The organism is Paraburkholderia guartelaensis, assembly GCF_004353905.1.
Classification (GTDB): domain Bacteria; phylum Pseudomonadota; class Gammaproteobacteria; order Burkholderiales; family Burkholderiaceae; genus Paraburkholderia; species Paraburkholderia guartelaensis.
In genome coordinates this window covers 22,101-47,414 of the sequence record NZ_SMOD01000017.1, presented here as the reverse complement: position 1 = coordinate 47,414, position 25,314 = coordinate 22,101, and the positions used below count along the sequence as shown (strand labels likewise).

Here is a 25,314-nt window from a genome sequence, read left to right as displayed (position 1 = left end):
GTTATCCTGCAAGTTCTTCGTTCGAGGTGTGTACGGGAGCGGCGTCGCTGTAGGCGCCGGCGGCATGCAGACGATCAAAGATCATTTCAGGCAGCACGGGGGTCTCGTCAAACCGGATAGACCAACGGCTCAGCGCATCCTCGATGGCACTGACGATCGCCGCGGATGCAGGAATCGTCCCACCCTCCCCGGCGCCTTTGACGCCAAGCGGGTTGTTCGGCGAGGGGGAAACGAGATGCGCCATTGCGATGTGGGATGGCATGTCGAGTGCGGTCGGCAGCAGAAACTCGGCGAAATTCGTCGCTAGCGGCTGGGCATTCTCGTCGTAGGCATGTCGCTCGAGCAGCGTATTTCCGATCCCATGGGAAATCGCGCCAATCACTTGCCCCTCGACGAGCATCGGATTGATCACATTCCCGCAATCGTGCGCAACGCCATAACGCAAGACCTTCACGTAGCCAGTCCCGATATCCACCTCGACTTCCGCGAACGCCGTTCCGTTGGCGTAGACACTGGCTTTCGGGGAGAAGTAATGCGTCACGGTCATGCCTGCATCCAGCCCGTCCGGAAGCGTGAACCCAGGTATCCCATAGGACATCTGAGCGATTTTCCCGAGCGGCAAAGCCTTTTCCGGCTGACCTCGCGCGCATACGACACCACGCGCGATCTCGATCTGATCCAACGGAACTCGAAGGGCGTTGGCAGCCAGCGCCCTGATTTTTCCCGCGAGCTTGCCGCATGCAACGTGAACGGCATTTCCGGCGTTGACGGTGATCCGGCTCGCGAATGTCCCGACGCCCATTGCAAGCTTGCCCGTATCGCCGACGACTACCGTGATGGCATCCATCTCGACGCCGAGCTGATCGGCTGCGATCTGGGCAAAAATGGTTTTCATTCCTTGCCCCTGCGCGCCTGCGCCACCGACGTCCAGGTGTATGCGTCCGTCGTTTTGCAGCGTGACTTCCGCCCCTTCATAAGGACCGAGACCACAACCTTCCACATAATTGGCAAAGCCGATCCCGAGATATCGTTGCCGCGTGCGCGCGTCCTCCTGGCGGGCGCGAAACGCGTCCAGACCGGCAAGCTCCACTGCCTTTTCCTGGGTCTCCGGATAATTGCCGGAGTCATACACCATCTGCGAACCGTCGCGGAATATCAGGCCAGTTTTGTACGGCAGCTGTTCCGGCTGCAGGAAATTGCGGCGTCGAATTTCCAGACGGGTAAGGCCGAGCTGGTCGGCTGCGGCATCGAGCATCCGCTCCATCGCGAATACCGCCTTAGGCCGCCCCGCACCACGCACCGGCGTGGTGGGTACCATGTTCGTGCACGCGACTTTCAGCTTCACGTGGAATGCCGGGACGACGTACGGACCCAGCGACGAGGTCACCGCGATGATCGGCACGACTATGCCCCATGGCACGTACGCACCGTTATCGTGGACCACGGAGCCGCGCACGCCGAGGATCTTTCCGTCATCGTCGAGCGCCATCTCGAGATGCCACAATTGATCGCGCTCCTGGGTAATACTCAGGAAGTGCTCGCGCCGATCTTCGGTCCACTTGACCGGCACACCCAGCCTGAGTGCAGCCGAGGCCACGACAAACTCCTCCGGATAGGCGATCCCCTTGGGACCGAAAGCCCCCCCAACGTCCGGCATGATGACCCGGATCTTCGCTTCGTCGTAGCCGAGCGCTTGCGCGAGGAGACGTCTTTCGAGATGCGGCGCCTGGCCTGAATTCCAGACGGTCAGATCACCGGTGCCGCCATCGAGCCGGGCGAGGGTCGCGCGGCACTCCATCGGGTGCGCAGTTCCGCGATGATGGAATATCTCGCGCTTGACCACGTGCGCTGCGCTCGCGAAGGCCGAGTCGACTTCGCCGAAAGCAAACGGCATGTCGAGCAGGAGATTTGTCGCAACGTCGCTGTGAGCCCGCGGCGCATCCGGGTCGAATATCTTCCTGATGTCGCTGGCGACGGGCACTACCTCGTAGTCGATCTGCACCAGGTTAGCGGCGTCTTCGGCGATGTACCGGCTTTCGGCAAGGACAACGGCAACCGCCTCGCCGACGTAGCACACCTCGTCCGCAGCCAGCGGCGACCACATGCGCGGCTCATTGAGCATGTGAGTGGGCGCCAGGACAGGCAAGGGCCGCCGAAGCGCTTCGTCCAGGTCGGCGAATGTCCAGACGTGCTGGACGCCCGGTACGGCCTTTGCCGCTTGCGTATCGACGTGCTTGATGCGGGCATGCGCGTGAGACGATCGCACGAAACAGCAATGTAATGTTCCGTGAAGGTGGATATCGTCGACGAATTGCCCCTCGCCTTTGAGGAGCGCAGGGTCTTCGGTGCGCTTGACGGGTTTGCCGACATATCGCGCGTCCACGGCCGAATCCGTGAGAGGTGCGCTGTTTTTTGAGTGTGCGGTAACCAGACCGAAAACGGGATCGGGCTCGCCGCGCGTTCGGGCTGCGGCGAGCAGCGCCGCTTCGACTATGGCCTGGTAGCCCGTGCAGCGGCAGATGTTCCCGCTAATCGCATCGCGAACTTCTGCTTCGGACGGGTCGGGGTTGGCCCGCAGAAACTCCGTGAGCGTGGTCAACATGCCTGGGGTGCAGTATCCGCACTGCAACGCATGACGATCCTGAAACGCCTGTTGCAGGATGCCGAGTGAACCGTCGGCATTGGCCAGCCCCTCTACGGTTGTGACCTTCCGCCCGTCGACCTGACCACAGAGCTGAAGGCATGAGCGCATGGAACGTCCATCCACCAGTACCGTGCATGCCCCGCAAACACCATGCTCACAGCCATAATGCGTGCCGGTCTTGCCAAGCTGGTGACGAAGAAAATCGCCGAGCGTCACTCTGGGGTCGATGTCGCAGGTCAGCGCCTGTCCGTTCAGTTCGAAGGCAATCCTTTCCTGGTCTACGAATTCGATTCTCTGATCCATGATTCCCTCAACTTGCGTTCAATGCGCGAGCGAACGCGCGCCCAAGCGCACGCTCGGTCACGGTGCACGCGAGGCGTTTCCGATATGCGGCACTGGCACTCGTATCGCTGAGGGCATCGATCCAGCTCGCTCTCTCGGCTGCTGCCTTTGCGAGACCGTCGCTCGGCTGCTGTCCCTGGAGGACGTCATCAAGCTGCAGACGACAGGGTTTGCCGCCCATCCCGCACAGGACCACATCAGCACGGTTGATAGCGCGATTTACGTCGACCGACACCATGGCCGCGGCGCCGACGATTGCGAAGTCCCCATGCCTGCGCGCGAATTCCTCGAACGCATATCCATGCGGCCCGTTCCAGATACGAAGGCGAATTTGCGTCACCATTTCGTCCGGTTCGATCGATGTCGTCATGAAGCCGCACGCGAATTCGTGAAAGGGGATGCGCCGCTCTCCGTCGGGTCCCACGGCGACGATGGTCGCATTGAAGATTTCGGCGAGTGCGGGCTGCTCCGAGGCGGGATCGAAGTTGCAAACGCTTCCGACAAAAGTGCCCCGATTTCGCGTCTGAATATGACCGACCAATCGATACGCCTCCACCATCAGAGGTGCGTATTGATGAATCAACGGAGATTGCTCGATATCCCGCTGGCGAACCAGTGCGCCGATGCAGAGCTCGCCGCCTTCCAGCGCGATCCCGTCGAGGCCGGGTATCGCGTTCACGTCGACCAGGTGGTCCACATACGCATAACGCATGGCCAGCATCGGCATCAGTGTCTGACCGCCCGCGACGATGCGCGCGTTGTCCAGCGTGGAAAGTAGCTCGACGGCCCGCGCCACGCTTTCCGGACGGTGCCAGGTAAAGGGTGCTGATTTCACTTCTCACCTTCCAAGAATGTGTATCGCGCACGCACCGTGATCGAAGCCATAGGTGCCTCCGCCTGTGATGTGCGCCAGCCCGATTCGCGGACCGCGCGGCTTGTCTTGCGCTACCTGCCGTGCCCCGCAGCGCCCCTGCAACTGCCGCGTGACTTCGACGATCTGCGCGATGCCTGACGCTCCGAGCGGATGGCCCCTGCAGAGCAGACCGCCGGATGGGTTGAACGGAATCCGGCCGTTCAGCGACGTTTGGCCTTCCCTGATCAAACGCGCCCCTTCTCCGTGGGCAGCGAAACCCAGTGCTTCGTAGTACAGCAGTTCCGCGATGGTGAAAGCGTCGTGACACTCGACGAGATCGATGTCGGAAGGGCCGATGCCACAGGATTCGTAGGTTTCGTTTGCACAACGCATCGTGACCTCGGGCGTCGTCATATCCCTGCCTCCCTGCATATAGCGGCCCGACGTGAGATGGGACGCAAGAATCGTCACGGCGCCTTGCCGATTTGCAACGGGAAAATCGGAGGCCGCAAGCACGACCGCCGACGCGCCGTCGCCGAGCGGGCAGCACTGATGCAACGTCAGCGGCGATGCCACCTGCCGGCTGCCAAGCACTTCATCCACCGAGATGGTGCTGCGGATTTGTGCATAGGGGTTGAGCGCGCCATTCGCCCTGGCCTTGACCGCGATCTGCGCGAGATCGCGGGCTGATAGATCGAATTCGTGCATGTACCGCTGTGCGCGCATTGCGTACAGCGCTGGCATCGTCAATCCGTTCGCCGCCTCGACATCCTCATCGCCCAGGTCAAGTGGGCCGCCCCCAAGACGAGTCAATTGCTCCGCTCCGACCACGACTGCACACTCCACCGCCCCCGCGGCGATCGCGAGGTAGGCGTGCCGAAGTGCACTCGCTGACGACGAGCAGGCATTTTCGAAATTCGCCGCTTCGATGCCGGTCAGCCCCGTCTCCCGTGCGATACGTTGAGCCGCCAATGGACCACCGGATACCGTTCCGCAATAAATAGCGCCGATGCGCCGTCGATCGATTCCAGCTTCATCGAGTGCCTCGATGACTGCAGGCGCGGCGAGCTGCGGAAGACTCACTTCCGGGAACCGCCCAAAGCGAACCATGCCTGTGCCAACGACGCTCACGCTCCTCAAACCGTTCGTCATGCTCATGAACTTACCTGCCCAGAAACTTCGCCGGGTGCGGCAAAGAAGTAGATGAACTGGCTCGCTCGTTTGTTTGCTGGTTTCACTCGCAATTCGAGTTGCTGCCCCGTCTGGACAGCGCCAGCCTCCATTTCGATGCGCCCGAAGACCCTCAGCCCCTCACTAAAGTCCACGTAGCCGACGGTATAGGGCGTGTCGACGCCCCTTGGTCCCACATGCACCACGCTGTGGCAGTAGAGGGTGCCGATTGCCGGCAACGGCAACGCAACGAAGTCACGGCCGCCGCAGTGCGGGCACACGGTGAGGACTGGATAGATCGGCGCTTCACAACCGGAGCACCTCGCCCCGAGTAATGACCAGCCCTTCCCGCCTCTAACAACCGAGGCTGTGCCTAATCGTCTGAAACCGTTCACGCTGGCTCCCATTTGTGTTTGAGTCTCATGGTGTAGTGTGTATTACACTATAGTACATAACGACAGCGAGAAAGGTAGGGAAAACCCGGTACTGCCGATGCGTCCGATTCCGAAAGACGGTCCGCAGTCTCGCTTGCTGGCGATTTTTGCCAACGGGGGGCAGAATGCCTTTCAGATCGATAGTTTTGGAGCTAGTGAGTGGAAATAGCGAAGACAGGAAGGAAGAAGCCCATCTCGCGGGGAGAGGCTTCCTCGACGAACGGCGTAGAGGGATATCAGCAGCGCGTTAGCAGGGAAAAGCGCGCGCTGATCCTGGAGGTTGCAATCGCAACGTTCCTGGAAAGCGGATATGACGCGGCCACGATGGATTCCATTGGCGATCGCGCGACAGTGTCATACGCGACCCTGTACAAACATTTTCCCAGCAAGGAAACGCTGTTCGTCGAAGCGGTGGACCATCTGATCCATCAGCTATTCTCAAGCTGGAAAGATCACGTCGTGCCCGACGACGTCGAACCTGGGCTGCGCGAAATTGGGCGCGCATTCTGCGAGCTCGTTTCGAATGCGCGGTTGATTTCGGCGATGCGCCTGATCATTGGTCAAGTGCGAAACTTTCCCGCGGTGGGCGCCCGCTTTCAACTCGCGAAGCATTTGTTCAGTGATATTACGGACGCCTGGTTGCAAAGGCGCGTTGACGAAGGCGAGCTGCGTGTTGCCGACGTGCAGCTCGCGCGCGCAGAGTTCATCGGCATGCTGGGCGAGACCGTTTTCTATCCTCGCCTGATGCAAACAGACTACGCCCTGTCCGACGATCAGGTAGAACGCATCGTCGAGAGCGCCGTTTGCACTTTCCTGGCGCGATATCGAGTCCAATGAATCGCATCGCGGCGATCCCGCTGCGTCCCTCCCGCCGCGGGCCCACCGAACAACAACCGCAGCCGCAACTGCGACGAGACCGACATGAGCGACTCAAATGACGTTCGCTTCCTGCTGACCATACAGGAAACCGGCAGCCTCGTTGCGGCAGCGAGAAAGCTTGGGCTTTCGCCGCCGGCGGTCACGCAGCGGCTGCAGCAGATCGAAAGGAAACTCGATATCCGCCTCGTCGACCGCAGCGCTCGCCGCTTGCGATTCACGGAAGAGGGAATGTTGCTGTGTCAACGCGGCGCACACCTGGTGACACAGTTCGACACGCTGTTCGAGGATTTGCGCGCACGCCGTGGTGGGCTCGTCGGCACCGTGCGGGTTCGCGCACCGCTAGGTTTCGGGCGGCGCTATCTCGCTTCCGTCGTGTCCGGCTTCCAGCAAGACAACCCCGACGTCGACATCGAGTTGACGCTCACCGATCAACCATTGACCGATTCCGCCGACCGCTATGACATCGTGGTTCATATCGGCGAATTGCCTGCGTCGAACTTGATCGGCTATGCGATTGCACCGAATGCACGCTTCGTGTGTGCATCCCCAGCGTTTCTAAAGCGCTTTCCGAGCCCGGAAACCCCTGACGATCTGGCTCAACTGCCCTGTATCGTGCTGCGAGAGAACAACGAAGATGCATCGCTCTGGCAGTTCCGTAAGGGCCGTACGGCGCGCAGCGTCCGCGTGTCGTCGAAGTTGACCTGCAACGATGGCGAGGTGATTCGCCAATGGGCGTGTGAGGGCCGCGGCGTCATTCTCCGTTCAGAATGGGACGTTGCCGGCGATATCGCGAAGGGAAACCTCGTACGGCTGCTCCCAGCATGGAAGGCACACGACGCCGATGTGATCGCGCTCACCAACAATCGCGCCGGATTACCTGCCCGCACCCGGCAATTCATGCAGTATCTGCAGGCACAGTTTCGACCACAGCCGCCGTGGCGAAGCTAGCCTTCACCTCGAACGACATTCAATCCTTCTGAATGATTGATTTCGTGAAACTGAATTCCCGGCGCCTGATCGAACTCTATACTTGATGCCATGAACGAAACGCGTGGAGGCCTCGCTCATGAGCAATCCATCTTCAACGACCGGCTATCCGAAGGCGGTCCTTTTCGATCTCCTGACTGCACTGCTCGACTCGTGGACGCTCTGGAACCGTTCCGCAGGCTCGGAACAGGCGGGGCGTGCGTGGCGCGCCGAGTATTTGCGTCTGACCTACGGGTGCGGGCGCTATGTCCCTTACGAACAGCTGGTAAAGCAGTCCGCTGCGCACGTTGGCTTGCCCGAATCCGCTGCACTCGCGCTTGAGGCAGACTGGCTTCAACTGATCCCGTGGAGCGGTGCCGTCGAGGCATTGCAACAGCTTCAACCGCATTGCAAGATCGCCATCGTAACCAACTGCTCGATACGGCTTGGCCGCCAGGCGGCAGGAATCATTCCCGTCGAATGGGATGCGGTGATCACCGCCGAAGAAGCCGGCACATACAAACCCGATCCGACGCCCTATCGCCTGGCGCTCGACGTGCTCGGCGTGACGGCTTCGGAAGCCGTCTTCGTCGCCGGATCGAGCTATGACATGTTCGGCACCGCCTCGGTCGGCTTGCGGACTTATTGGCACAACCGGGTTGCCCTGCCATTGGTAGAAGGTGCCCTGCCTCCTGAAATCGAGGCGCCGACACTGGACGCACTTGTGCCCTGGTGCAGCCGGTTTGACGTTTCGGCGCACAACAACTCGCACGCCTGAAATCATGAAACTTGATCAACTCGATACCCCCGCGGCCCTGATCGATATCCCGCGGATGAACAGGAATATTGCGCGCATGCAGTCGCGCATGAACGCGCTCGGCGTCAGGTTCCGCCCGCACGTGAAAACGACCAAATGTCTGGAGGTCGTGCGGGCGCAATTGGCGGCCGGCGCGAACGGCATCACGGTGTCGACGCTGAAGGAAGCGGAAGCGTTCTTTGCGGCTGGCGTGACGGATATTCTCTACGCGGTCAGTATCGCGCCGTCGAAGCTGCCAAGAGCGATGGCGCTCAGACAACGAGGCTGCGATCTGAAGCTGGTGGTGGATAACACGCGCGCGGCGGTAGAAGTCGCGAAGTTCTGCGCCGCGCAGCAGGAAGCCTTCGAAGTCTGGATCGAGGTGGACACAGATGGGCATCGCTCAGGCATCGCGCCGGAGCAGGATGCGTTGCTGGAGGTCGGGCGCATCCTGCACGACAGCGGCGTCAAGCTCGGCGGCGTGATGACGCACGCGGGATCCAGCTACGAGCTTCACACGCCTGACGCGCTGTCTGCGCTCGCCGAGCAGGAACGCTCGGGCTGTGTCCGCGCGGCGCAACGGCTGCGTGACGCGGGCCTCCCTTGTGACGCGGTGAGCGTCGGTTCCACACCCACCGCGCTGTCCGCCGGGAAACTCGATGGCGTATCCGAGGTGCGCGCGGGTGTCTACGTCTTTTTCGATCTCGTGATGCGCAACATCGGCGTATGCTCAACCGATGACATCGCTTTGAGCGTGCTCACGACGGTCATCGGCCATCAGCCGGAAAAGGACTGGGTGATTGTGGACGCAGGCTGGATGGCGATGAGCCGCGACCGCGGGACGTCGCGGCAGGCGGAAGATTTCGGATATGGTCTGCCCTGCAGCCTCGACGGCACGCCCTTGACCGACTGGGTTTTGAGCGGCGCAAACCAGGAGCACGGCATTCTGTCGCCCGCTCATGGGACTCAGCAAACTACGAGTCTGTCGACGCGCTTTCCGATCGGAACGAAGCTGCGTATCCTGCCCAATCACGCCTGCGCGACGGGTACGCAGTTCCCGGAGTATCACGCGCTATCCGCAGATGGCGAAACAACCGCATGGAGCCGCTTTCATGGCTGGTAACGAATCGGGCACGCGATTGCCGCGCACGGAAAACCCGGTGAATCTACGTCCCCCGGGGGGCCACTATAGTCACGTGGCGATCGCAAACGGACTGGTATTCGTGTCCGGTCAGTTGCCGATCGACACGCAGGGCCAAAAGCTGACGGACGCGTCGTTCGAGGTGCAGGCAGAGCAGGTGCTGGCGAATCTCAAGGTCGCGCTGGAAGGCGCAGGCAGCAGCATCGCGCAATTGGTTCAGGTTCGCGTCTATCTCGACGATATCGAGCATTGGCCGAGTTTCAATCAGATCTACTCGGCTTGGGCGGGTGAGGCGCGGCCGGCACGCACAATCGTGCCGACAGGGCCGCTCCACTTCGGCTTCAAGATCGAGATCGAAGCGACGGCAATGCTGTAAGGATGCTTGGGCTCATGGCACGAATGGCGGGAGCCTGCCTGGAAGCTGACCGCCAGCCGCGAGAGTGATTGAATGAGCAGGGTCGATTTGGCCCATTCGCCTGACGCTCGAAGCACACCTTTCGTCTAGCAACGGCTCGACGATCGCGAAACGATCAGCGCTTCCTCTCAGCTCACGCCTCCCAAATCTTTAGGCGTAGATCTGCGCGCCAGCCATGTGGCCGGCGCGCCTCCTCGTCATGCGGACGCCGTCGGATTCTGGACTTCTTCTCCGGTCACTTTCTCCACGATCTCGATCGCCTGTAGTGCGCTGACCGGCTTAAGCAGATTCAACACCTCAATCAGCTGTTTGTGGATGTCGGGATCGTGGTGCGCCGCCTTAGTGATCGCCATGTGATGCTCGATCAATTTCTCCAGATTGGGTGGACGCTTGCCCCGCGCGTCGGGATACGCCAGATCTGGAAGCGCCGCCAGCGACCACGGATTCTCGATGATCGAATCGATAGCAGACAGAAACTCCCCGCTCAGTGCGGCAAGGGGATCGGCATCACCGGCGTGCGCCTCGAGCAGGTCTCGCAGCACGACGGCTTCCTGCGCCGCGGCGCTCATCCCCTGTCCGTAGACTGGGTTGAAGCGGCAAACTGAATCGGCGATCGGAATCAGTCCGCGAGGAAAATTGTCGGTGCTGAAGTGAAGTCGACGGCTTTCGGGAAAGGCGAACCGCTCGATGCCGCCGTGCTGCGTTGCGTATTTGATCGCATCATACACGCTGGACGTCGGGAGGCTCGCAGCGTAGGCCGTGAATGCCGCGCTGTCGGCGGGCGGCGTATCAGCGCCCCGTCCTCCCAGCGCCGCGAACCATTTGCCGTCCTCACGGAGCAGAACAATGCCCGTGCGACTTTCCCCCGGCGCTCTGGGCATCGTGATCATGACCTTCCTCGCGGGCGTCGCATCGGGTGGAATCGTATAGACCGCAGTCGAGTAACCGAAATCCACGCCAATGACCGTCTCCTCCGGCATCGGGTGGCCAATGTATTTCAGGAAGTCCAGCGTTAGCTTTCCGCGTCCCGATGCGTCGACGATGAGATCAGCGGGTAATACTTCGAGCTCGCCGGATAGGGTCTTGTAGATCGCCGAGGCGACCGCATTGCCGTCGGGCGTGGCGCCGAGGGCGACGACACGGCATCCATCGCGGAAGACAACATTCGCGTTTTCCTGCACACGACGGCGCACGGCAAGTTCGAGCAACGGGCGCGTCATCGTAAAGGTGGCGACGCCGAGACTGCGGATCGGCAACGGTTCCTGCCCCGGATACTCGTGGCAAACCTCGCGACCAGAGTCGAGCGAATAGGCGCCAGCCTGCACAAGCGTTGATGAAAAGTCCGGAAACAGATCGGACAGCGCTTTGAGGCCGCCGGCAAGCAAGCCATGCGGATGCTTACCTTGTGGTACACCGGGTCTCGGCGTTGCGTCAGTGGGAAGGATATCCCGTTCAAGTACGACAACTTCCTTGAAGTAGCTGGCCAGCACCTGTGCGGCGGGCAGCCCCCCCATTCCCGCGCCAATGACAACGGCTCGATTACCAAAATATCGATTCGACATCGTAACTCCTGAAACGGTTATCTGAAATAGGGCATCACATCGGTGGACGCCGCATCACGGAAAGCATTGCGAACACGTAGTCCGCAATGACGGGACGTAAGTTCAAAACTGCCATGTAGATGTGTTTATTCCCAATCCCGCCAAGGGATCGACTAGCAATGAAGGCGGATTCGCGGGAATGAGTGCTATGAGTGCATCACTCTAAAAATTTCTCTTGAGCATTACCCATGTGATTGCGGATAACCATCCCTTTCAAGTGAACGCATGCGGAGTTCGAGTTCGATCAGATCTCGGGCGCCCGCAAGATACTCATCTCGGCGGCGTCGTTCCGCGCGCTCGAACAAGTAGCCAATGTGCTCGAAAAGGAAAGCGAAGCACATGATGAATGACATGGTTATCTCCAGAAAAATACCGTTCTCGTTGACGCAACGCCGTGGCGTGGTCAATGAATTGGTTATGCGGTCATTTGATGCATTGCATACATTAGGAACACTAATTTATTACCATGGTGTGCGATATTGATTAAACAGAATTCGTGTTACCTGATCGCCTGCTAGATGCGTTAGAGCGAGTAGTACAGTTCGAACTCGACCGGGTGCGTGGTCATACGCACGCGCTGCAGTTCGCTTTCCTTCAGCGCGAGGTACGCGTCGATCATGCCGTCGGTGAACACACCACCGCGCGTCAGGAACTCGCGATCCTTGTCGAGCGCTTCGAGAGCCTGGTCGAGGCCGGCGCAAACGGTCGGGATCTTTGCATCCTCTTCCGGCGGCAGGTCGTACAGGTTCTTGTCGGCGGCTTCGCCCGGGTGGATCTTGTTCTGCACGCCGTCGAGACCCGCCATCATCAGTGCCGAGAAGCACAGGTACGGGTTGGCGAGCGGATCCGGGAAGCGCGTTTCGATACGGCGGCCCTTCGGGTTCGACACGTGCGGAATACGGATCGATGCCGAACGGTTGCGTGCCGAGTAAGCGAGCTTGACCGGCGCTTCGAAGTGCGGAACGAGACGCTTGTACGAGTTCGTACCCGGGTTCGTGATGGCGTTCAGCGCGCGAGCGTGCTTGATGATGCCGCCGATGTAGAACAGCGCGAATTCCGACAGGCCTGCGTAGCCGTTACCCGCGAACAGGTTCTGGCCGTCCTTCCAGATCGACTGGTGAACGTGCATGCCCGAACCGTTGTCGCCGACGACCGGCTTCGGCATGAACGTCGCCGTCTTGCCGTACGTGTGCGCCACGTTGTGGACGATGTACTTCAGTTGCTGCGTCCAGTCTGCGCGCTGAACCAGCGTCGAGAACTTCGTGCCGATTTCGTTCTGGCCCTGGCCCGCCACTTCGTGGTGGTGCACTTCGACCGGAATGCCGATCTGCTCGAGCAGCAGACACATTTCCGAGCGGATGTCCTGGAACGTGTCGACCGGCGCGACCGGAAAGTAGCCGCCCTTCGTGCCCGGACGGTGACCCGTGTTGCCGCCTTCGATTTCGCGGCCCGACGACCACGGTGCTTCATCCGAGCCGATCTTCACGAAGCAGCCCGACTGATCCGTGTTCCACTGGACCGAATCGAAAATGAAGAATTCCGGCTCCGGACCGAAGAAGGCGGTGTCGCCCAGACCCGTGCTCTTCAGGTAGGCTTCAGCGCGCCTGGCGAGCGAGCGCGGGTCGCGCTCGTAGCCCTTGCCGTCGGCCGGCTCGACCACGTCGCAGGTCAGCACGAGCGTCGACTCTTCGTAGAACGGGTCGATGAAGGCCGTGTTCGGATCCGGCACGAGCAGCATGTCCGAGGCTTCGATGCCCTTCCAGCCGGCGATCGACGAACCGTCGAACGCATGGCCGCTCCTGAACTTCTCCTCGTCGAATGCCGAAACCGGCACCGTAACGTGTTGCTCCTTGCCGCGTGTGTCTGTAAAGCGGAGATCGACGAATTTCACGTCGTCTTCGGTGATTCGTTCCATAACTGCCGAAATCATGTCTGTCCCTTGAATGTGTAAAAGACTCCTCTACTACCGAGCTGGTCACCGCGCGGGTGTTCGCCGACGAGGTGGCTTCCTCCGTGTCCTGATTCACAAAACAGTCGACCCCTCGAACTATTCCAGGCGCGAAAGCTTAGATCGAGCGTTGATGAATTGTCTGTACACCGATACCTGTTGCCGGACGTGACCAACGGTTGCGTACAACATTGCTACTGGAATAAGCGGCGTGAACAACTGTTCTTTTAAGTGCGTAATCCTTAACGAATTCCACGAATCCAATGCGTTGAGCGGGATAGAACCGTCGCGCAAACGCGCGATGAAGTCGCATAGATTCCTTTCCCTTGACACTATTTCGGCGAGGAATGAATGAGCATCGGGAATAAAACCGTGATCGTCACGGGCATATCAAACGGTATCGGCCTCGCAGTTGCAGATGCCTATCTCAAGCGCGGCTATAACGTCGTGGGCATTGCATACACGCCCGAGCGCTCGCGCGTGGCAGCGAGGCTAGGCAATCCGGATCGCGTTTCCTTTATGGCAGGTGACATCGCTAAACCAGCGATCGCCAGGGCATTGATCGACGGGGCGATCGAGCGCTTCGGCAAGGTCGATATTCTGATCAACAACGCCAGTGTCTTCGTCACCAAACAGTTGATGGACTATACGGCCGAAGACATCGAAAACATGGTCGATACGAGTCTGCGGGGATTCATCTTCCCTTCTCAGCAGGCTGCGAAGCATATGGCCGCAAACAGGCAAGGCCATATCGTCACTATTACCGCAAACGTCAGCGTACGGCCGGAAGGCAACATGCCAGCTTTCATTCCGTCGCTAATATCGGGCGGGATTCATCATGCCACACGCTCACTCGCCACCGAGCTCGACACGCACAACGTGAAGGTCAACGCTGTGGCAGCCGCCAACGTCAATACCACTCAGAAAATCGTCGGCGCTGTGCTGCACCTGACCGACTCCGACGTTACGACAGGCGCCGTCATCCCGGCAGACGAGGTTTTTACTGTCGTTACTGTTACGCATCAATTGAACTGGCCGTAAAGAGATCCCCGGTTCCTCTCGCAGTCGTGAATGGTGCAGAAGATCGAATGATCGATCTCGACCATGTCGACTCCGTCGCCTATGGAAATTTGTGGGAGGGACGTTGTCATCGCATGGCGGCCCTTGGACACGCCTCGTTCTGGGAAGCGCTGGACGATTTCGATCGCATTCTCGAACGGTTCCTGCACGATGTTGGAACCGGACGGCCAGCGAGTCGCATTGTGTGAAATGCTCTCCGAGCACCTGGTTCGCTTCGATGTCCAGTGTTAGTTCCCGCTCCGTATTCAATAACTTTCATCACAGAAGCGCGGGGTTCGCCAATGGCGCGCCACCGGAATAAGTCTGCAAATCCGACTGTTATCCAAGATGTAGCCTCTTCCAGATGTGTTGGCGATACAAAAGGACGTATCACCGGCCGTCGCGAAAGAAGCTGCGTTCGACTACGCATTTGTCAAAGGATGAAAATTGAAAGCAGATCCTCGAGTAGCTAATTGGGAACACCATGTTCAAAGTGAGATGGTGGCGCACGACCTGGATTCAGCAATGTCCGTCATGACGGACACACCTTACGTCAATCATGTTCCAACGTTGACGGGTGGTGACGGTTCCGCGGAACTGCGCCGATTCTACAAGTATCACTTCCTCAATGTGAATCCAGCCGATATGGAGATTATCCCCGTCAGCCGGACGATCGGCGAAGACCAGATCGTTGACGAGATGGTGATCACCTTCACACATTCGTCCGAGATGGACTACTTTCTGCCCGGCGTTCCTCCAACTGGAAAACGCATCGAGGTCGCTGCTGTGATCATCGCGCGCTTCGAAGAGGGACGTCTCGCCAGGGAACATATCTATTGGGATCAGGCCTCGGTGCTGGTTCAGGTTGGCCTGCTGGATCGCGTCGGCTTGCCAGTAGCGGGTGTTGAGGTTGCGCGAAAAGTCCTCAATCCTGCTTTGCCTGCCAATACGCTCATGCCAGAGTGGAAGACGAGCGAAGGCAAGCCGCTTTAATCAAGGAGGCCGCGGCCACGCGAAATACTCTGTCGGGAAGTCTCAGTACATTCATCGCCAGAAAAGATTTCCGTGGCCGCGATTTTACCGGCCACTCGTGAAGCCCTCACCAATTGTCTGCCGTGCCCGCGACAGCCGGCTCATCACCGTTCCAATCGGCACGTTGAGAATCTCGGCCGTTTCTGCGTAACTCATGCCCTCAAGGGCAATCAGCAGCATCACTGCGCGTTGCGCCTCCGGCAGTCGCATCACCGCCCCGATAATCTGCCTGCTCATTAGCACCTCCTCTGGTGTCCTTACCGATTGGTCAGGAACGTTCTGGATACGACTCTCATCCCATTCAGCGCTGGATCGATCGCGTACATTGCGGGCCTGCAGTTCGTTGATCCAGGTCGTGTGGACGATCGAAAACATCCAGCTCAGCGGCGCAGTTTCCGGCTGAAGTTGATCCACGCGCTCCAACGCCCGGACACACGCGCGTTGAACCAGATCCTCAGCGTCATGCCTGTCGCGAGTGAGGCGTAGCGCAAATGCCCAGAGACGCGGGAGCATCGCAGGGAGCATGTTGGGTAAGTCTGTACTGCTCATTTGATGCAACTCCACACGTCTGCAGGGCACGTTGGCCACGTTTGACACTTTGCCCCGGCGCGCCACAAGGCCATTATTTCGATGTGACGCTTGCGGCAGAGCGAGTGACGAAATGAGGCGGACTTGCTGTGCATGTGTCTTTCCGTGTTCGCGGTGTTCCCATCGCGGTAGGGGAACCCATGAAGGTTCCGAATCGGCGAACAGTCGCCACTTGCCTGGAAGACAATGGAGACAACGTTCGCCGGCTATGCGGTGATAGCGGCGCATAGCCACGAAATGCTTCAGGATTTGAGCGCTCGTCTTCAATTGGATTTGCGTGCGTGCAGGCGGAGACCTGCTCATCAAGCACCCATAGCGTCATCAGCGGAGCGAAACGCCGATAATCACTTCGGCATACGATCAATCGACTATCGAAGGGAATGTTCTCATAGTCTTCTTGTCGTTCGAATTGAAATTTGTGCAATAACCGATTGAACGCGATTCCGGCCAGTTGGTTGGACCGGCCCTAATTGGGCTCGCCAACGAATCTGATGTGATCATGCTCGTGACGACAATTGTCCGGCGTCGGTGTCGATCTGGACCCGAGCCGGGCAGACCCAGAGAGCGTGCGTCGTGCTGCCCGTCTGGTGTTCGACACGCCGCGCTTTCGAGCGCGCGAAAAAATGGCGAAGGGGTTTACAGCATTCGACGCGGAGGCGGACCCCCGCCGATTGATAACTTCACTTGAAGTTTGAACAGTGAACGCCTATTCGTTCGGCCCATCGACGAACGACGCACAAGTGACATTAACTTTTGATGTGTTCTGCCACATCAAGAATTTGTGCTCTTAGCCACTTAAGTGCGGGATCGTGTTCGTTCCGGCTGTGCCAAACGGCCACGACGGAGGCGCCACGAGTGGGATAAGGCGTTTGAAACGCACGGAACTCCCCCAGTTTCTCGAATTCACTCGCAAGGGGAGACGGCATCAGCGCGAGCATTTCGCTATTGCGCAGCAATGCAGGAATGGCAAGCGAATGCGCGACGCAAACTCGTAACCGTGGCGAACGCGATCCCCCGCCATATGCCTGCTCCAACGCCTGACGGTCAAACATTTCAGATTGCCGCGCGAGACCTCGCTCAACGATGAACCCGTCCACGGCGCCCTCTTCGGATCCACCGAGGGACGTCACGACCAGCGGAAACGTTAGAAGATCCTCCTCCGTCACTGCGCGGTTACCGCCTATCGGATGACTTCTATGAACAAGTATCGATTCTGTTTGCTTCCATATCGGCATCGACTGGAATCGCGGGGGAACGTCCGCAAAGGTCCCTATGGCAATATCGATTCGACCGATATCGAGCTGACCCGCCAGATCAAGCCGCGTGGAAGGTCGCACCACCAGATTGACGAGTGGACTTTCGACGAACAGTTTCCGGCTCAACTGGCTTAGCAGAACTATTGTGATGTAATCATTCGCTGCCAGAACGAATTCGCGGGTGGCCAGATGCGCTACGAAGGGCTCGTCGCCCAACGCGCCCTGAATCTGGAGTAACGCGTGGCGAATGCCCGCCGCCATTGCTACGGACCGTGCCGTAGGTTCCATTCCCTTCGCTGTCCGGATGAAGAGATCGTCCTCCAGCACGTCTCGTAATCTTCCAAGCGCGTGACTGATAGCTGAGTGACTAAGGTTCAGCCGCTTCCCTGCGCGAATTAGATTGCGATCTTCAAATACCGCATCGAATACCCGCAATAGGTTGAGGTCGATTCGCGCGAGGTTCATTCTGCTGACCTGACTTCAGTTGCAGGAGACTCATTCTACTCTTGCGTCTTTTTCGCCTCCACCTGTGGTCCTGTCGAGCGAAAGTCTGGCCGCACGTATCCATCATCATCAGTTGATCGACGTATCGATTATGTGCCCCGTACATTGCATGATTCAAATCTCTAGCGGCTGGATCGGGGTACCGGAAGAAGCGACGTGTCACGTTCCTGTGAGACGCCTGCTTCGGCCGGGGACGTTACGAATCCGAGCTGAGAAGGATTGCTCCGTTGCGATATGCACGCTCAAGATGCTCGATCGCATCGGCGAAGCGGGCCAGATCGTAATCGGCCGCCACCTCGAACTGCTCGGGCGCGGTGCGGCCGATCCCGATGGCCTCGGCCACATCCTCACGACGCTGTTCGGCCGACGTGGTCTGCACCCAGCGCGAAGACGACACGCCATTGAACATGATCTCGTGATGCGCCAGCCCGCCAGACGGGAATGTGATGGGTTCCGGGGACATCCCGCCGTAAAACAACAGGGCTCCGCCGTCGCCGAGCAGCGAAACCAGATCGCTCACCATCGCTCCGCCCACCGGATCCATGATGACCTGAAGCGGCCGCCCTCCCGTGGCACGGCGAACCTGGTCGAGCCAGTCCGGATCGGCCGTCGAAATCACCGGCAAATCCGGGAACCTTGCTGAGAGGATTTCCGCCCCAATACTGCTTCGAACCGTGCCCACCACGTTCAACCCGCGGCTGCGGGCCGCAATCGTCAGAAAGCGTGCTACCGAAGAGCCCGCCGCATTCAAAAGAATCGGTATCTCACGACCGGCGTCCGGTACTGCGCGTTGTGCTGCCCTCAGCAGCATGAGCGCAATCACAGCGTTAGGGAGCATCTGGGCAGCGATAGCATCGGGCAAATCATCCGGGATGGGTGTCACAAGCTCGGCGCGCGCCTTGAGACGCTCTGCCCAGGCGCCCGGGCTCGGATTGAAGATCACGCGCGTGCCCGGCTTCACACTGGCGGAATTCACGCCTTCGCCTACGGCCTCGACGATGCCCATACCATCACCACCCGGGATCAGGAATCCGTCTTCCGGCAGCGGGATATTGAACTTGCCTCGGACCATCGCGAGATTGCCGGGATGAAGCTGACGCTTGGTCACGCGAACCACGACTTCGCCAGGCCCGGGTGGCGTCGGATCAGGCAGCGTCTTCAGTTCAAGAACTTTTTCCGGCTCGCCGAAGCGGGTAAGAACAATAGCTTTCATTAATTTCACTCCTGGTTGAGGTCGTCGGGAGTGAGATTAGGCACTTTATTGCATCGAGATTAGGGGGTATTGTCTTGTTCTGGCTTCAAGCAAACGTTGAGGATCAACGCTGTATATGGAAACTCTGGCGAACCTCGAATCGTTCGTGAGAGCCGCTGAAGGCGGCAGTTTTGCGGAAGCTGGGCGCAGGCTGGGATTGACTGCGGCCGCGGTCAGCCGAAACGTGGCGATGCTCGAACGCAATCTCGGAGTACGGCTCTTTCAACGATCGACCCGCAAACTCGCGCTCACGGAAGCCGGCGAACGGTTCCTGATGTCGATCGGCGGCAATCTCGACGCACTCCAGGCCGCCATTGCCGAAGCGGCAGCGCAAAGCAGCGAGCCGGCGGGTGTCCTGAAAGTCAGCATGCCCCCGACATTTGGCATCACGCAAGTCCTGCCCTTATTGCCGGCCTTTCTGGCGAAGTACCCGCGAATCCGCCCGGAGTGGCACTTCGAAAACCGGCCAGTGGATCTGATCGCCGAGAACTACGACGCTGCCATCGGCGGTGGCTTCGATCTCGCGCCCGGTCTCGTAGCGCGCACGCTCGCTCCGGTGCATGGCGTTGCCGTGGCCTCTCCGGCCTACATGTCCAGCCGATCGCTACCGACCGATCCCTCAGGACTCGCGGCCTACAACGGCATCGTCATGCGCTCGCCGCGCACGGGGAGGATTCGTCACTGGATGCTACGGACTGCCAACGGTAGCGAGATGGCGGGAACGCTCACCGAAACCATTATTGTGAATGATCCGGCCGCGATGCGCGAGGCCACGCGTCTCGGCTTGGGGGTGTCGTTGATCGCACTGTTCGATGTGCTGCCCGATCTGGAGCGCGGAGATCTCATTCGGCTGCTGCCGGACTGGTACGCCGATGTCGGCGCAATTTCACTCTACTACGCGTCACGGACGCTCATTTCGGCCAAGACACGTGTCTTTGTCGATTTCATCGTCAACTCTTTCAGTACCGAGCGAGTCGGCCACTTCAGCCCTTAGCAGCAACCAGGTCCAGAGTCGGGCAATCGCTGGTCCGAGGTAGCGAGGAGACGTAGGCAGGTCGCGGGCTTCGGCCAACCTGCCGTCGGTCTCGATCACGGCATGGACGGCCGGTTCACCCTGGACGCCGCCGTTGACGTGAAGTCTTGACGAACGACGGTAGGTCACCGCGTCGCGTTCGTCTATCGAGCACCGCTCCCGTGAGGCGAGAAGTATTCAGGCGTCCGACCGAACCCTTTTTCGTTTCCGGTCATCCGTTTCAGTGACCAGATGCTTGCCAAAATTGGCGCGCACAAAATCCACGAAGACGCGCACCTTTGGCGTCATTTTTCGATTGCTGGGCCACACCACGTGAATAGAGTTGGAGTCCGCCACGTAGTTGTCAAGAACGGTTTTCAGGCGTCCATCTGCGATCGCGTTCTTGACAGAGAAGTCCGGCACACATGTGATCCCGCGCCCCGCCAGCGCCAAATAAAGCATGACGTCCAGGCTGTTGCACACCATCGTCAAAGGCAGCGACGAGCCTGCTGCTGTGAATGTTGAATGCCGCAGCGGCCATTGATACAGTTTTCCAGTAGGTGTCCAGCGATAGTGCAGACATGCATGATTCAAAAGATCATCCGGTTTCGCAGGAGTCCCGTTTCTTTCCAGGTACGCCGGCGCGGCCACCAGACAGGCGCGCCAGGAACCCAGTGGGCGAGATACCAGGCGCGAATCTCGAAGTGCGCTCCCACGAATAACTACGTCAAAACCTTCGTCGATTACATCGACCAGTCGATCAGTGAAATCAAGATCGAGTTCAATCTCGGGATGGCGCTCCATGAACGCTGAAAGCACGGGCAGTGGTAGCCCCGCCGAAAGTGCCAGCCCGACCCTTAGCCTCCCTCGCGGGTGTTGTGCCATCGCGCTGAGTTCATCTTCCGCGGCCTGAACTTCCCCGATGATTCGTCTGCACCTTTCCAGGAACACCTCGCCTTCGGACGTAAGTCGGACGCTCCTCGTGCTGCGTTGAAAGAGCCGCACGCCAACGCGCTCTTCAAGTCGGGAAATGCTTTTGCTGACGGCTGACGCTGAGACGCCGAGATCTCGCCCCGCTTCGGCAAAGCTCCGTGTCCGCGCAGTCTGGACAAAGACCTCTAGCCCTCCCAGCATGCTCAAACTCTCCACAATCGGCTCCCGGATATTTCACTAGTGACATTTTTGTCATGGCTGATGTGAACGCTACCCCCGTTAATGACGCTGAGTCAATGGCATTACGATGGACTTGAAAGGCGGCTTACCCCCGTGGGGGATACCGGTCGCGCTTCTTCAAGTGCTGGCGCGCCTATGTGGAGTGAGCGAGCGTCCCATGCGCCAGCGTTTCGGCAACCGAACGCGCCTAGCCGGCGCGCCAGTTCTATCAGGAGAGAATCGTTATGGCCACCACTGAACATCTTGACGCTTACCTCAAAGCCATGGGCAGACGCGACGTCGAAGGGACCAAGGCCCACATGGCGGATAACGTCGTCCTGCGCAGCCCAATCGCTCCCGCTCCCTTCGAAGGGATCGAGAGCGTGGTGAATGTCCTGACCCAACTTCTTGGCATTGTGGACGCCTTCGAGCCGAAGCTCCTCCTGCGCGACGGGGCTGACTTTGTTGCCGTCTTCACGATCAGACTCGGTGACAGCGTGATCGACGGCATGGATCACATGCATCTAAACGATGCGGGACTTGTCGATAGCATGACCGTGGCATGGCGCCCGCTTCCGGCGGTAGTCGCGGTCCAGCAGAAGCTCGCCCCGAAACTAGGTGGTAAGGCGATGAGGCTGGTTCCGGCGGATCAAACTCCCTGAACCATTGGCGATTGCGGTCGCCAGAGCATGCGCTATGGCGCATCCCCTGATCGGATCGCGGTGAACGTTCAAAGGCGGCATCTCGAACCCGGCTAAGGATCTGCTAAGTCTGAGCGGTCAGACTACAGGCCTGTCACCCGATTTCCGAGGAGTCGCCGTATGACTTACACATCCGATCGACCGGCTACTCGCTGGCTCAACAAGGTTCCCGCGATCACTCTCGCGTTCTGGATCATCAAGATCATGTCGACCACGGTCGGCGAGACTGGCGCCGACTTTCTCGCGGTCAACGCGGGATGGGGACAAGGCGCAACGCGCGCGCTGATGACGTCTCTGCTTGCGATCGCGCTCATCCTGCAGATGCGCACGCGCAAGTACACACCGTGGATCTACTGGCTTACGGTCGTGCTCGTGAGCGTCGTCGGCACGCAGATCACCGATCTGCTCACCGACGGCCTCGGTGTCAGCCTCTACATCAGCACGGGCGTATTCGCCATTGTGCTCGCGGCATTCTTCGCGATCTGGTATCGCGTCGAGGGCACCCTGGCTATCGACGCGATCGACACGCCGCGTCGCGAAGGGTTCTACTGGGCCGCAATCCTCTGCACGTTCGCGCTCGGCACGGCCGCCGGCGATCTCGCGACCGAAGCGCTGGGTCTCGGCTTCTCGCTCGGCGCGATGTCGTTCGGCATCCTGCTGGCTGCGGTCTACACAGCATGGAGAATCGGCGCGAACGCGGTTCTCACGTTCTGGATCGCGTACATCCTGACGCGACCGTTCGGAGCCTCGCTCGGCGACCTGCTCACGCAGTCGCGCAACTACGGCGGGTTCGGCATGGGGGCCGCTTCGACGAGCCTGCTGTTCCTCACTGTGATCGTCGTGCTCGTCGCCGTCGCGCAGATCGGCGCCAGTAGCCGCGCGCGCGTCGAGAGCGCCGACTGACCGTCACGTTTCTTTCACTATCGAATCGAGGATTTTTCATGCGTTATCCAACCACGCTTTCGCGTCTGCTCGTTGCCGTTTCCGTGTGCGCTGCGCTCGGCCTTGCCGCCGGTTGCTCCAAACAGATCGGCAGCGCTGCCGCATCGACCACGGCGCCCGCCTCCGCCGCCGCACAGGGCGGTTCGCCCGCGAGCGCGTCGAAGCTCGGCGACCTCTCTCAGTTCCGCAGGATTGCGGCCGACGTGTCCGCTTTCGTTGCCAGGGGCGACCTGCCTGGCGGCAAGACACGCATCAAGGATCTCGAGGTCGCGTGGGACGAAGCCGAAGCTGGCCTGAAACCACGCGCGGCCGACGACTGGCATGTGCTCGACAAGGTGATTGACCGCGCGCTCGAAGCGTTGCGCACCGACCATCCGAAGCAGAGCGACTGCACTGCCGCGATGAACGACCTCCTGCACACGTTCGACAGGCTCGCCGGCAAGACCTCGTGACGCGCGTGCGGAAGTCGCAGACGCTGATTCCGGTTATCGCTCCTGGAGTGGAGGTATGCGAATACTGCTTGTCGAAGACGACCCGATGATTGGCGAAGCTGTCCAGGCTGCGCTGAAGGACGCGTCGTACGCGGCGGATCGCGTCACGGACGGCGCGCTCGCGCTGACCGCGTTCGCCGCGCAGCGCTATGACCTGATCCTGCTCGACCTCGGCCTGCCCGGCCGGGACGGCCTCGACGTGCTGGCCGGAATCCGCGCGAAGGGCAGCGCGGTACCGGTCATCATCATCACCGCGCGCGACGGCCTCGACGACCGCCTGCGCGGGCTCGACGGCGGCGCCGACGATTACATTCTCAAACCGTTCGAAATGGCCGAACTGCTCGCGCGGATTCGCGTGGCAATCCGGCGTCAAGTCGGCTCCGCCGCGCCCGTGCTGAGCAACGGCATCGTGTCGCTTGACCCGGCGACGCGCGAAGTCACGGTCGGCGAGTGCACGCCGATACAGTTGTCGAACCGCGAGTTCTCGTTGCTGCGCACGCTGCTCGTACGCCCCGGCGCGATTCTGTCGCGCAGCGAACTCGAGGACCGCATCTACGGCTGGGGTGAGGAAGTCGAAAGCAACGCAGTCGAAGTCCTGATCCACTCGCTGCGCCGCAAGCTCGGCAGTACTGTGATCAAGAACGTCAGAGGTGTCGGATGGATGGTGTCAAGAAACGGCTGAAAGAATCGATCCAGCTCCGCCTGTCAGTCGCGCTCTCGGTCGCGATCCTGGTCGTCGCGACCGCGGCGGCGGCCTTTTCGTTCTCGTCGGCGTACGTCGAAGCACATGAGTTCCAGGACGACGTGCTGCGTCAGATTGCGACGCTGCTCGATCGTCAGAGCGCGCCGATGGCTGTTTCGCCGACCGGAAGCGCCACACACACGCCTGAAAGCGACGAAGTACCGCGTGTGATCGTCGAACCGCTGAACCGCGACGGGGCGCCGGTTTCTGCCGGCGATCGGCGACTCGCCGGTGCAGCGACGCTGCCTGACGGTTTCCATACGCTCGATGCGGACGGACAGACGCTGCGCGTGCTGATTCACACGCTCGCGAACGGCGAGCGCATCGCAGTCGCCCAGGATGCGGGCGTGCGAGATGACACCGCGCGCGAAGGCGCATGGCGGACAGCGATGCCGCTAATCATCCTGCTGCCGATTCTGCTGCTGGTCGTCGCCGATCTCGTACGCAAGATGTTGCGGCCGGTCGCGTCGCTGTCGGCCGAAATCGACGCGCGCAGCGAGCACGACCTGCGGCCCGTCCAGACCGATCACCTGCCGGTCGAGGTGCGGCCGTTCGTCGTCGCGATCAACCGGATGCTCGTACGTGTGGCGCAGTCGGTCGATGCGCAGCGCCGCTTCGTCGCCGACGCGGCGCACGAGCTTCGCTCACCACTCACGGCGATGTCGCTGCAGGCGGAGCGGCTCGGCGAGACGGATCTACCGGTCGACGCACGCACGCGCCTGACCACGCTGCGCGGCGGCCTTGAGCGCAGCCGCAAGCTGATCGAGCAGTTGCTCGCACTCGCACGGATACAGGGGAAGCCAGCGCGGCCCATGGAACCGGTGTCGATCCACGCGACGTGGCGGCGTGTGCTCGAAGATCTGATGCCACTTGCTGAAGCGAAGCATATTGATATCGGCGTCGAAGACGGGCCGGATGTGCGAGTGAGCGTCGACAGCATTGAGCTGACGACGCTGATCAAGAATCTCGTCGACAACGCGATTCGCTACACGCCAGACGGCGGACGGGTCAATCTGGCCGTCCGGGAGACAGGAAGTCAGGCGCTGTTGACCGTTACCGACAACGGCCCGGGCATCTCGCCGCACGAGCGTGCTCGTGTGTTCGATCCGTTTTATCGAATCCCGGGTAACGAGCAGATCGGCTCAGGGCTCGGACTGGCAATCGTCCTGACGATTGCCCAACGGATGGGTGCCAAAGTGAGTCTCGCGCCCACCGACACGCATACGCAACGCGGCTTGCGCGTGTCGGTGCGGATTCCATCGCAGTCTCGCTGATCTCGCTGTGAGCGCACATCTCCCCATATCCACCTGACATGACTTTCAGCAGGCTCACTACTTAACTGAACTTCGTCGAGCCGGGTAGTTGCCGCACATATTTCCGTCGCGCGCAGGGCG

The 25,314-nt window shown here is 60.1% G+C and carries 25 protein-coding genes; 14 read left to right on the top strand and 11 right to left on the bottom strand.

What is annotated here, in order from left to right:
* Window position 1: 1 nt before the first annotated feature.
* From E1N52_RS22260 to E1N52_RS45545, 4 genes are read right to left on the bottom strand one after another with little or no spacing between them, the layout of a single operon-like run.
* Complete coding sequence (locus E1N52_RS22260) at window positions 2-2,947, bottom strand: molybdopterin-dependent oxidoreductase (protein ID WP_133184894.1); 2,946 nt, start codon at window positions 2,945-2,947, stop codon at window positions 2-4.
* A 7-nt stretch (window positions 2,948-2,954) separates the two neighbouring features.
* Window positions 2,955-3,821, bottom strand: a complete 867-nt coding sequence (locus E1N52_RS22255; RefSeq protein WP_133184893.1) for an FAD binding domain-containing protein — start codon at window positions 3,819-3,821, stop codon at window positions 2,955-2,957.
* 3 nt (window positions 3,822-3,824) lie between these two features.
* The gene (locus E1N52_RS22250; protein WP_133184892.1) at window positions 3,825-4,997 is read right to left on the bottom strand and encodes a thiolase family protein; all 1,173 of its coding nucleotides are present in this window, start codon (window positions 4,995-4,997) and stop codon (window positions 3,825-3,827) included.
* Complete coding sequence (locus E1N52_RS45545) at window positions 4,994-5,416, bottom strand: Zn-ribbon domain-containing OB-fold protein (RefSeq protein ID WP_133184891.1); 423 nt, start codon at window positions 5,414-5,416, stop codon at window positions 4,994-4,996. Before E1N52_RS45545 ends, E1N52_RS22250 begins: the two co-directional genes overlap by 4 nt.
* Window positions 5,417-5,602: 186 nt before the next feature.
* Between E1N52_RS45545 and E1N52_RS22240 the strand changes: the two genes are divergently transcribed.
* The 5 genes from E1N52_RS22240 (at window position 5,603) to E1N52_RS22220 (ending at window position 9,601) form a co-directional block, all read left to right on the top strand.
* Window positions 5,603-6,280, top strand: coding sequence for a TetR/AcrR family transcriptional regulator (locus tag E1N52_RS22240; protein ID WP_133184890.1), 678 nt, complete (start codon window positions 5,603-5,605; stop codon window positions 6,278-6,280).
* 84 nt (window positions 6,281-6,364) lie between these two features.
* On the top strand, window positions 6,365-7,270 hold the full coding sequence (locus E1N52_RS22235; protein ID WP_133184889.1) for a LysR family transcriptional regulator: 906 nt from the start codon (window positions 6,365-6,367) through the stop codon (window positions 7,268-7,270).
* A gap of 118 nt (window positions 7,271-7,388) precedes the next feature.
* The gene (locus E1N52_RS22230) at window positions 7,389-8,066 is read left to right on the top strand and encodes an HAD-IA family hydrolase (RefSeq protein ID WP_133184888.1); all 678 of its coding nucleotides are present in this window, start codon (window positions 7,389-7,391) and stop codon (window positions 8,064-8,066) included.
* Window positions 8,067-8,070: 4 nt separating this feature from the next.
* A complete protein-coding gene (locus E1N52_RS22225) occupies window positions 8,071-9,207 on the top strand; it encodes a DSD1 family PLP-dependent enzyme (RefSeq protein ID WP_133184887.1) in 1,137 nt (378 codons plus the stop codon).
* On the top strand, window positions 9,197-9,601 hold the full coding sequence (locus E1N52_RS22220; protein WP_133184989.1) for a RidA family protein: 405 nt from the start codon (window positions 9,197-9,199) through the stop codon (window positions 9,599-9,601). The genes E1N52_RS22225 and E1N52_RS22220 overlap by 11 nt, the downstream gene beginning before the upstream one ends.
* Window positions 9,602-9,837: 236 nt before the next feature.
* Here E1N52_RS22220 and E1N52_RS22215 read toward each other — a convergent pair whose 3' ends face one another.
* From E1N52_RS22215 to glnA, 3 genes are all read right to left on the bottom strand, one after another.
* Window positions 9,838-11,202: an FAD-dependent oxidoreductase gene (locus E1N52_RS22215; RefSeq protein WP_133184886.1), complete on the bottom strand. Its 1,365-nt coding sequence runs from the start codon at window positions 11,200-11,202 to the stop codon at window positions 9,838-9,840.
* A 221-nt stretch (window positions 11,203-11,423) separates the two neighbouring features.
* Window positions 11,424-11,594, bottom strand: coding sequence for a DUF3563 family protein (locus E1N52_RS22210; protein ID WP_133184885.1), 171 nt, complete (start codon window positions 11,592-11,594; stop codon window positions 11,424-11,426).
* 170 nt (window positions 11,595-11,764) lie between these two features.
* On the bottom strand, window positions 11,765-13,156 hold the full coding sequence (gene glnA / locus E1N52_RS22205) for a type I glutamate--ammonia ligase (RefSeq protein ID WP_425468111.1): 1,392 nt from the start codon (window positions 13,154-13,156) through the stop codon (window positions 11,765-11,767).
* Window positions 13,157-13,540: 384 nt separating this feature from the next.
* Between glnA and E1N52_RS22200 the strand changes: the two genes are divergently transcribed.
* The 3 genes from E1N52_RS22200 (at window position 13,541) to E1N52_RS22190 (ending at window position 15,241) form a co-directional block, all read left to right on the top strand.
* Window positions 13,541-14,230 (top strand): SDR family NAD(P)-dependent oxidoreductase, encoded by a 690-nt coding sequence (locus tag E1N52_RS22200; RefSeq protein ID WP_133184883.1) that lies wholly within the window; start codon window positions 13,541-13,543, stop codon window positions 14,228-14,230.
* 47 nt (window positions 14,231-14,277) lie between these two features.
* Window positions 14,278-14,457: a hypothetical protein gene (locus E1N52_RS22195; protein WP_133184882.1), complete on the top strand. Its 180-nt coding sequence runs from the start codon at window positions 14,278-14,280 to the stop codon at window positions 14,455-14,457.
* Window positions 14,458-14,695: 238 nt separating this feature from the next.
* Window positions 14,696-15,241, top strand: coding sequence for an ester cyclase (locus tag E1N52_RS22190; RefSeq protein ID WP_246089170.1), 546 nt, complete (start codon window positions 14,696-14,698; stop codon window positions 15,239-15,241).
* Between the two features lie 84 nt (window positions 15,242-15,325).
* Here E1N52_RS22190 and E1N52_RS22185 read toward each other — a convergent pair whose 3' ends face one another.
* From E1N52_RS22185 to E1N52_RS22175, 3 genes are all read right to left on the bottom strand, one after another.
* Window positions 15,326-15,829, bottom strand: coding sequence for an RNA polymerase sigma factor (locus E1N52_RS22185; RefSeq protein ID WP_133184881.1), 504 nt, complete (start codon window positions 15,827-15,829; stop codon window positions 15,326-15,328).
* A 785-nt stretch (window positions 15,830-16,614) separates the two neighbouring features.
* On the bottom strand, window positions 16,615-17,589 hold the full coding sequence (locus tag E1N52_RS22180) for a LysR family transcriptional regulator (RefSeq protein WP_133184880.1): 975 nt from the start codon (window positions 17,587-17,589) through the stop codon (window positions 16,615-16,617).
* 235 nt (window positions 17,590-17,824) lie between these two features.
* Complete coding sequence (locus E1N52_RS22175) at window positions 17,825-18,841, bottom strand: zinc-binding dehydrogenase (RefSeq protein ID WP_133184879.1); 1,017 nt, start codon at window positions 18,839-18,841, stop codon at window positions 17,825-17,827.
* Between the two features lie 115 nt (window positions 18,842-18,956).
* Here E1N52_RS22175 and E1N52_RS22170 point away from each other — a divergent pair, with 115 nt between their 5' ends.
* Window positions 18,957-19,874 carry a LysR family transcriptional regulator gene (locus tag E1N52_RS22170; protein ID WP_133184878.1) on the top strand — a complete coding sequence of 306 codons (918 nt, stop codon included), beginning with the start codon at window positions 18,957-18,959 and terminating at the stop codon, window positions 19,872-19,874.
* 216 nt (window positions 19,875-20,090) lie between these two features.
* Here E1N52_RS22170 and E1N52_RS22165 read toward each other — a convergent pair whose 3' ends face one another.
* Window positions 20,091-21,032 carry a LysR family transcriptional regulator gene (locus E1N52_RS22165; RefSeq protein ID WP_205965651.1) on the bottom strand — a complete coding sequence of 314 codons (942 nt, stop codon included), beginning with the start codon at window positions 21,030-21,032 and terminating at the stop codon, window positions 20,091-20,093.
* 257 nt (window positions 21,033-21,289) lie between these two features.
* Here E1N52_RS22165 and E1N52_RS22160 point away from each other — a divergent pair, with 257 nt between their 5' ends.
* The 5 genes from E1N52_RS22160 to E1N52_RS22140 all read left to right on the top strand — a co-directional run bounded on the left by E1N52_RS22160 (window position 21,290) and on the right by E1N52_RS22140 (window position 25,194).
* A complete protein-coding gene (locus E1N52_RS22160; protein WP_133184876.1) occupies window positions 21,290-21,706 on the top strand; it encodes a nuclear transport factor 2 family protein in 417 nt (138 codons plus the stop codon).
* 159 nt (window positions 21,707-21,865) lie between these two features.
* The gene (locus E1N52_RS22155) at window positions 21,866-22,648 is read left to right on the top strand and encodes a COG4705 family protein (protein ID WP_133184875.1); all 783 of its coding nucleotides are present in this window, start codon (window positions 21,866-21,868) and stop codon (window positions 22,646-22,648) included.
* 38 nt (window positions 22,649-22,686) lie between these two features.
* A complete protein-coding gene (locus E1N52_RS22150) occupies window positions 22,687-23,139 on the top strand; it encodes a hypothetical protein (protein ID WP_133184874.1) in 453 nt (150 codons plus the stop codon).
* A 55-nt stretch (window positions 23,140-23,194) separates the two neighbouring features.
* Entirely contained in the window at window positions 23,195-23,860 is a 666-nt protein-coding gene (locus E1N52_RS22145) for a response regulator transcription factor (RefSeq protein WP_133184873.1), read from the top strand.
* On the top strand, window positions 23,836-25,194 hold the full coding sequence (locus E1N52_RS22140) for a sensor histidine kinase (RefSeq protein ID WP_133184872.1): 1,359 nt from the start codon (window positions 23,836-23,838) through the stop codon (window positions 25,192-25,194). The genes E1N52_RS22145 and E1N52_RS22140 overlap by 25 nt, the downstream gene beginning before the upstream one ends.
* Window positions 25,195-25,314 lie beyond the last annotated feature (120 nt).

Coding starts and splice junctions, on each gene's coding strand:
- E1N52_RS22260 (WP_133184894.1), bottom strand. CDS start 2,947: ATGGATCAGAGAATCGAATTCGTAGACCAGGAAAGGATTGCCTTCGAA.
- E1N52_RS22250 (WP_133184892.1), bottom strand. CDS start 4,997: ATGAGCATGACGAACGGTTTGAGGAGCGTGAGCGTCGTTGGCACAGGC.
- E1N52_RS45545 (WP_133184891.1), bottom strand. CDS start 5,416: ATGGGAGCCAGCGTGAACGGTTTCAGACGATTAGGCACAGCCTCGGTT.
- E1N52_RS22235 (WP_133184889.1), top strand. CDS start 6,365: ATGAGCGACTCAAATGACGTTCGCTTCCTGCTGACCATACAGGAAACC.
- E1N52_RS22230 (WP_133184888.1), top strand. CDS start 7,389: ATGAGCAATCCATCTTCAACGACCGGCTATCCGAAGGCGGTCCTTTTC.
- E1N52_RS22225 (WP_133184887.1), top strand. CDS start 8,071: ATGAAACTTGATCAACTCGATACCCCCGCGGCCCTGATCGATATCCCG.
- E1N52_RS22220 (WP_133184989.1), top strand. CDS start 9,197: ATGGCTGGTAACGAATCGGGCACGCGATTGCCGCGCACGGAAAACCCG.
- E1N52_RS22215 (WP_133184886.1), bottom strand. CDS start 11,202: ATGTCGAATCGATATTTTGGTAATCGAGCCGTTGTCATTGGCGCGGGA.
- E1N52_RS22210 (WP_133184885.1), bottom strand. CDS start 11,594: ATGTCATTCATCATGTGCTTCGCTTTCCTTTTCGAGCACATTGGCTAC.
- glnA (WP_425468111.1), bottom strand. CDS start 13,156: ATGGAACGAATCACCGAAGACGACGTGAAATTCGTCGATCTCCGCTTT.
- E1N52_RS22200 (WP_133184883.1), top strand. CDS start 13,541: ATGAGCATCGGGAATAAAACCGTGATCGTCACGGGCATATCAAACGGT.
- E1N52_RS22195 (WP_133184882.1), top strand. CDS start 14,278: ATGATCGATCTCGACCATGTCGACTCCGTCGCCTATGGAAATTTGTGG.
- E1N52_RS22185 (WP_133184881.1), bottom strand. CDS start 15,829: ATGAGCAGTACAGACTTACCCAACATGCTCCCTGCGATGCTCCCGCGT.
- E1N52_RS22180 (WP_133184880.1), bottom strand. CDS start 17,589: ATGAACCTCGCGCGAATCGACCTCAACCTATTGCGGGTATTCGATGCG.
- E1N52_RS22175 (WP_133184879.1), bottom strand. CDS start 18,841: ATGAAAGCTATTGTTCTTACCCGCTTCGGCGAGCCGGAAAAAGTTCTT.
- E1N52_RS22170 (WP_133184878.1), top strand. CDS start 18,957: ATGGAAACTCTGGCGAACCTCGAATCGTTCGTGAGAGCCGCTGAAGGC.
- E1N52_RS22160 (WP_133184876.1), top strand. CDS start 21,290: ATGGCCACCACTGAACATCTTGACGCTTACCTCAAAGCCATGGGCAGA.
- E1N52_RS22155 (WP_133184875.1), top strand. CDS start 21,866: ATGACTTACACATCCGATCGACCGGCTACTCGCTGGCTCAACAAGGTT.
- E1N52_RS22150 (WP_133184874.1), top strand. CDS start 22,687: ATGCGTTATCCAACCACGCTTTCGCGTCTGCTCGTTGCCGTTTCCGTG.
- E1N52_RS22145 (WP_133184873.1), top strand. CDS start 23,195: ATGCGAATACTGCTTGTCGAAGACGACCCGATGATTGGCGAAGCTGTC.
- E1N52_RS22140 (WP_133184872.1), top strand. CDS start 23,836: ATGGATGGTGTCAAGAAACGGCTGAAAGAATCGATCCAGCTCCGCCTG.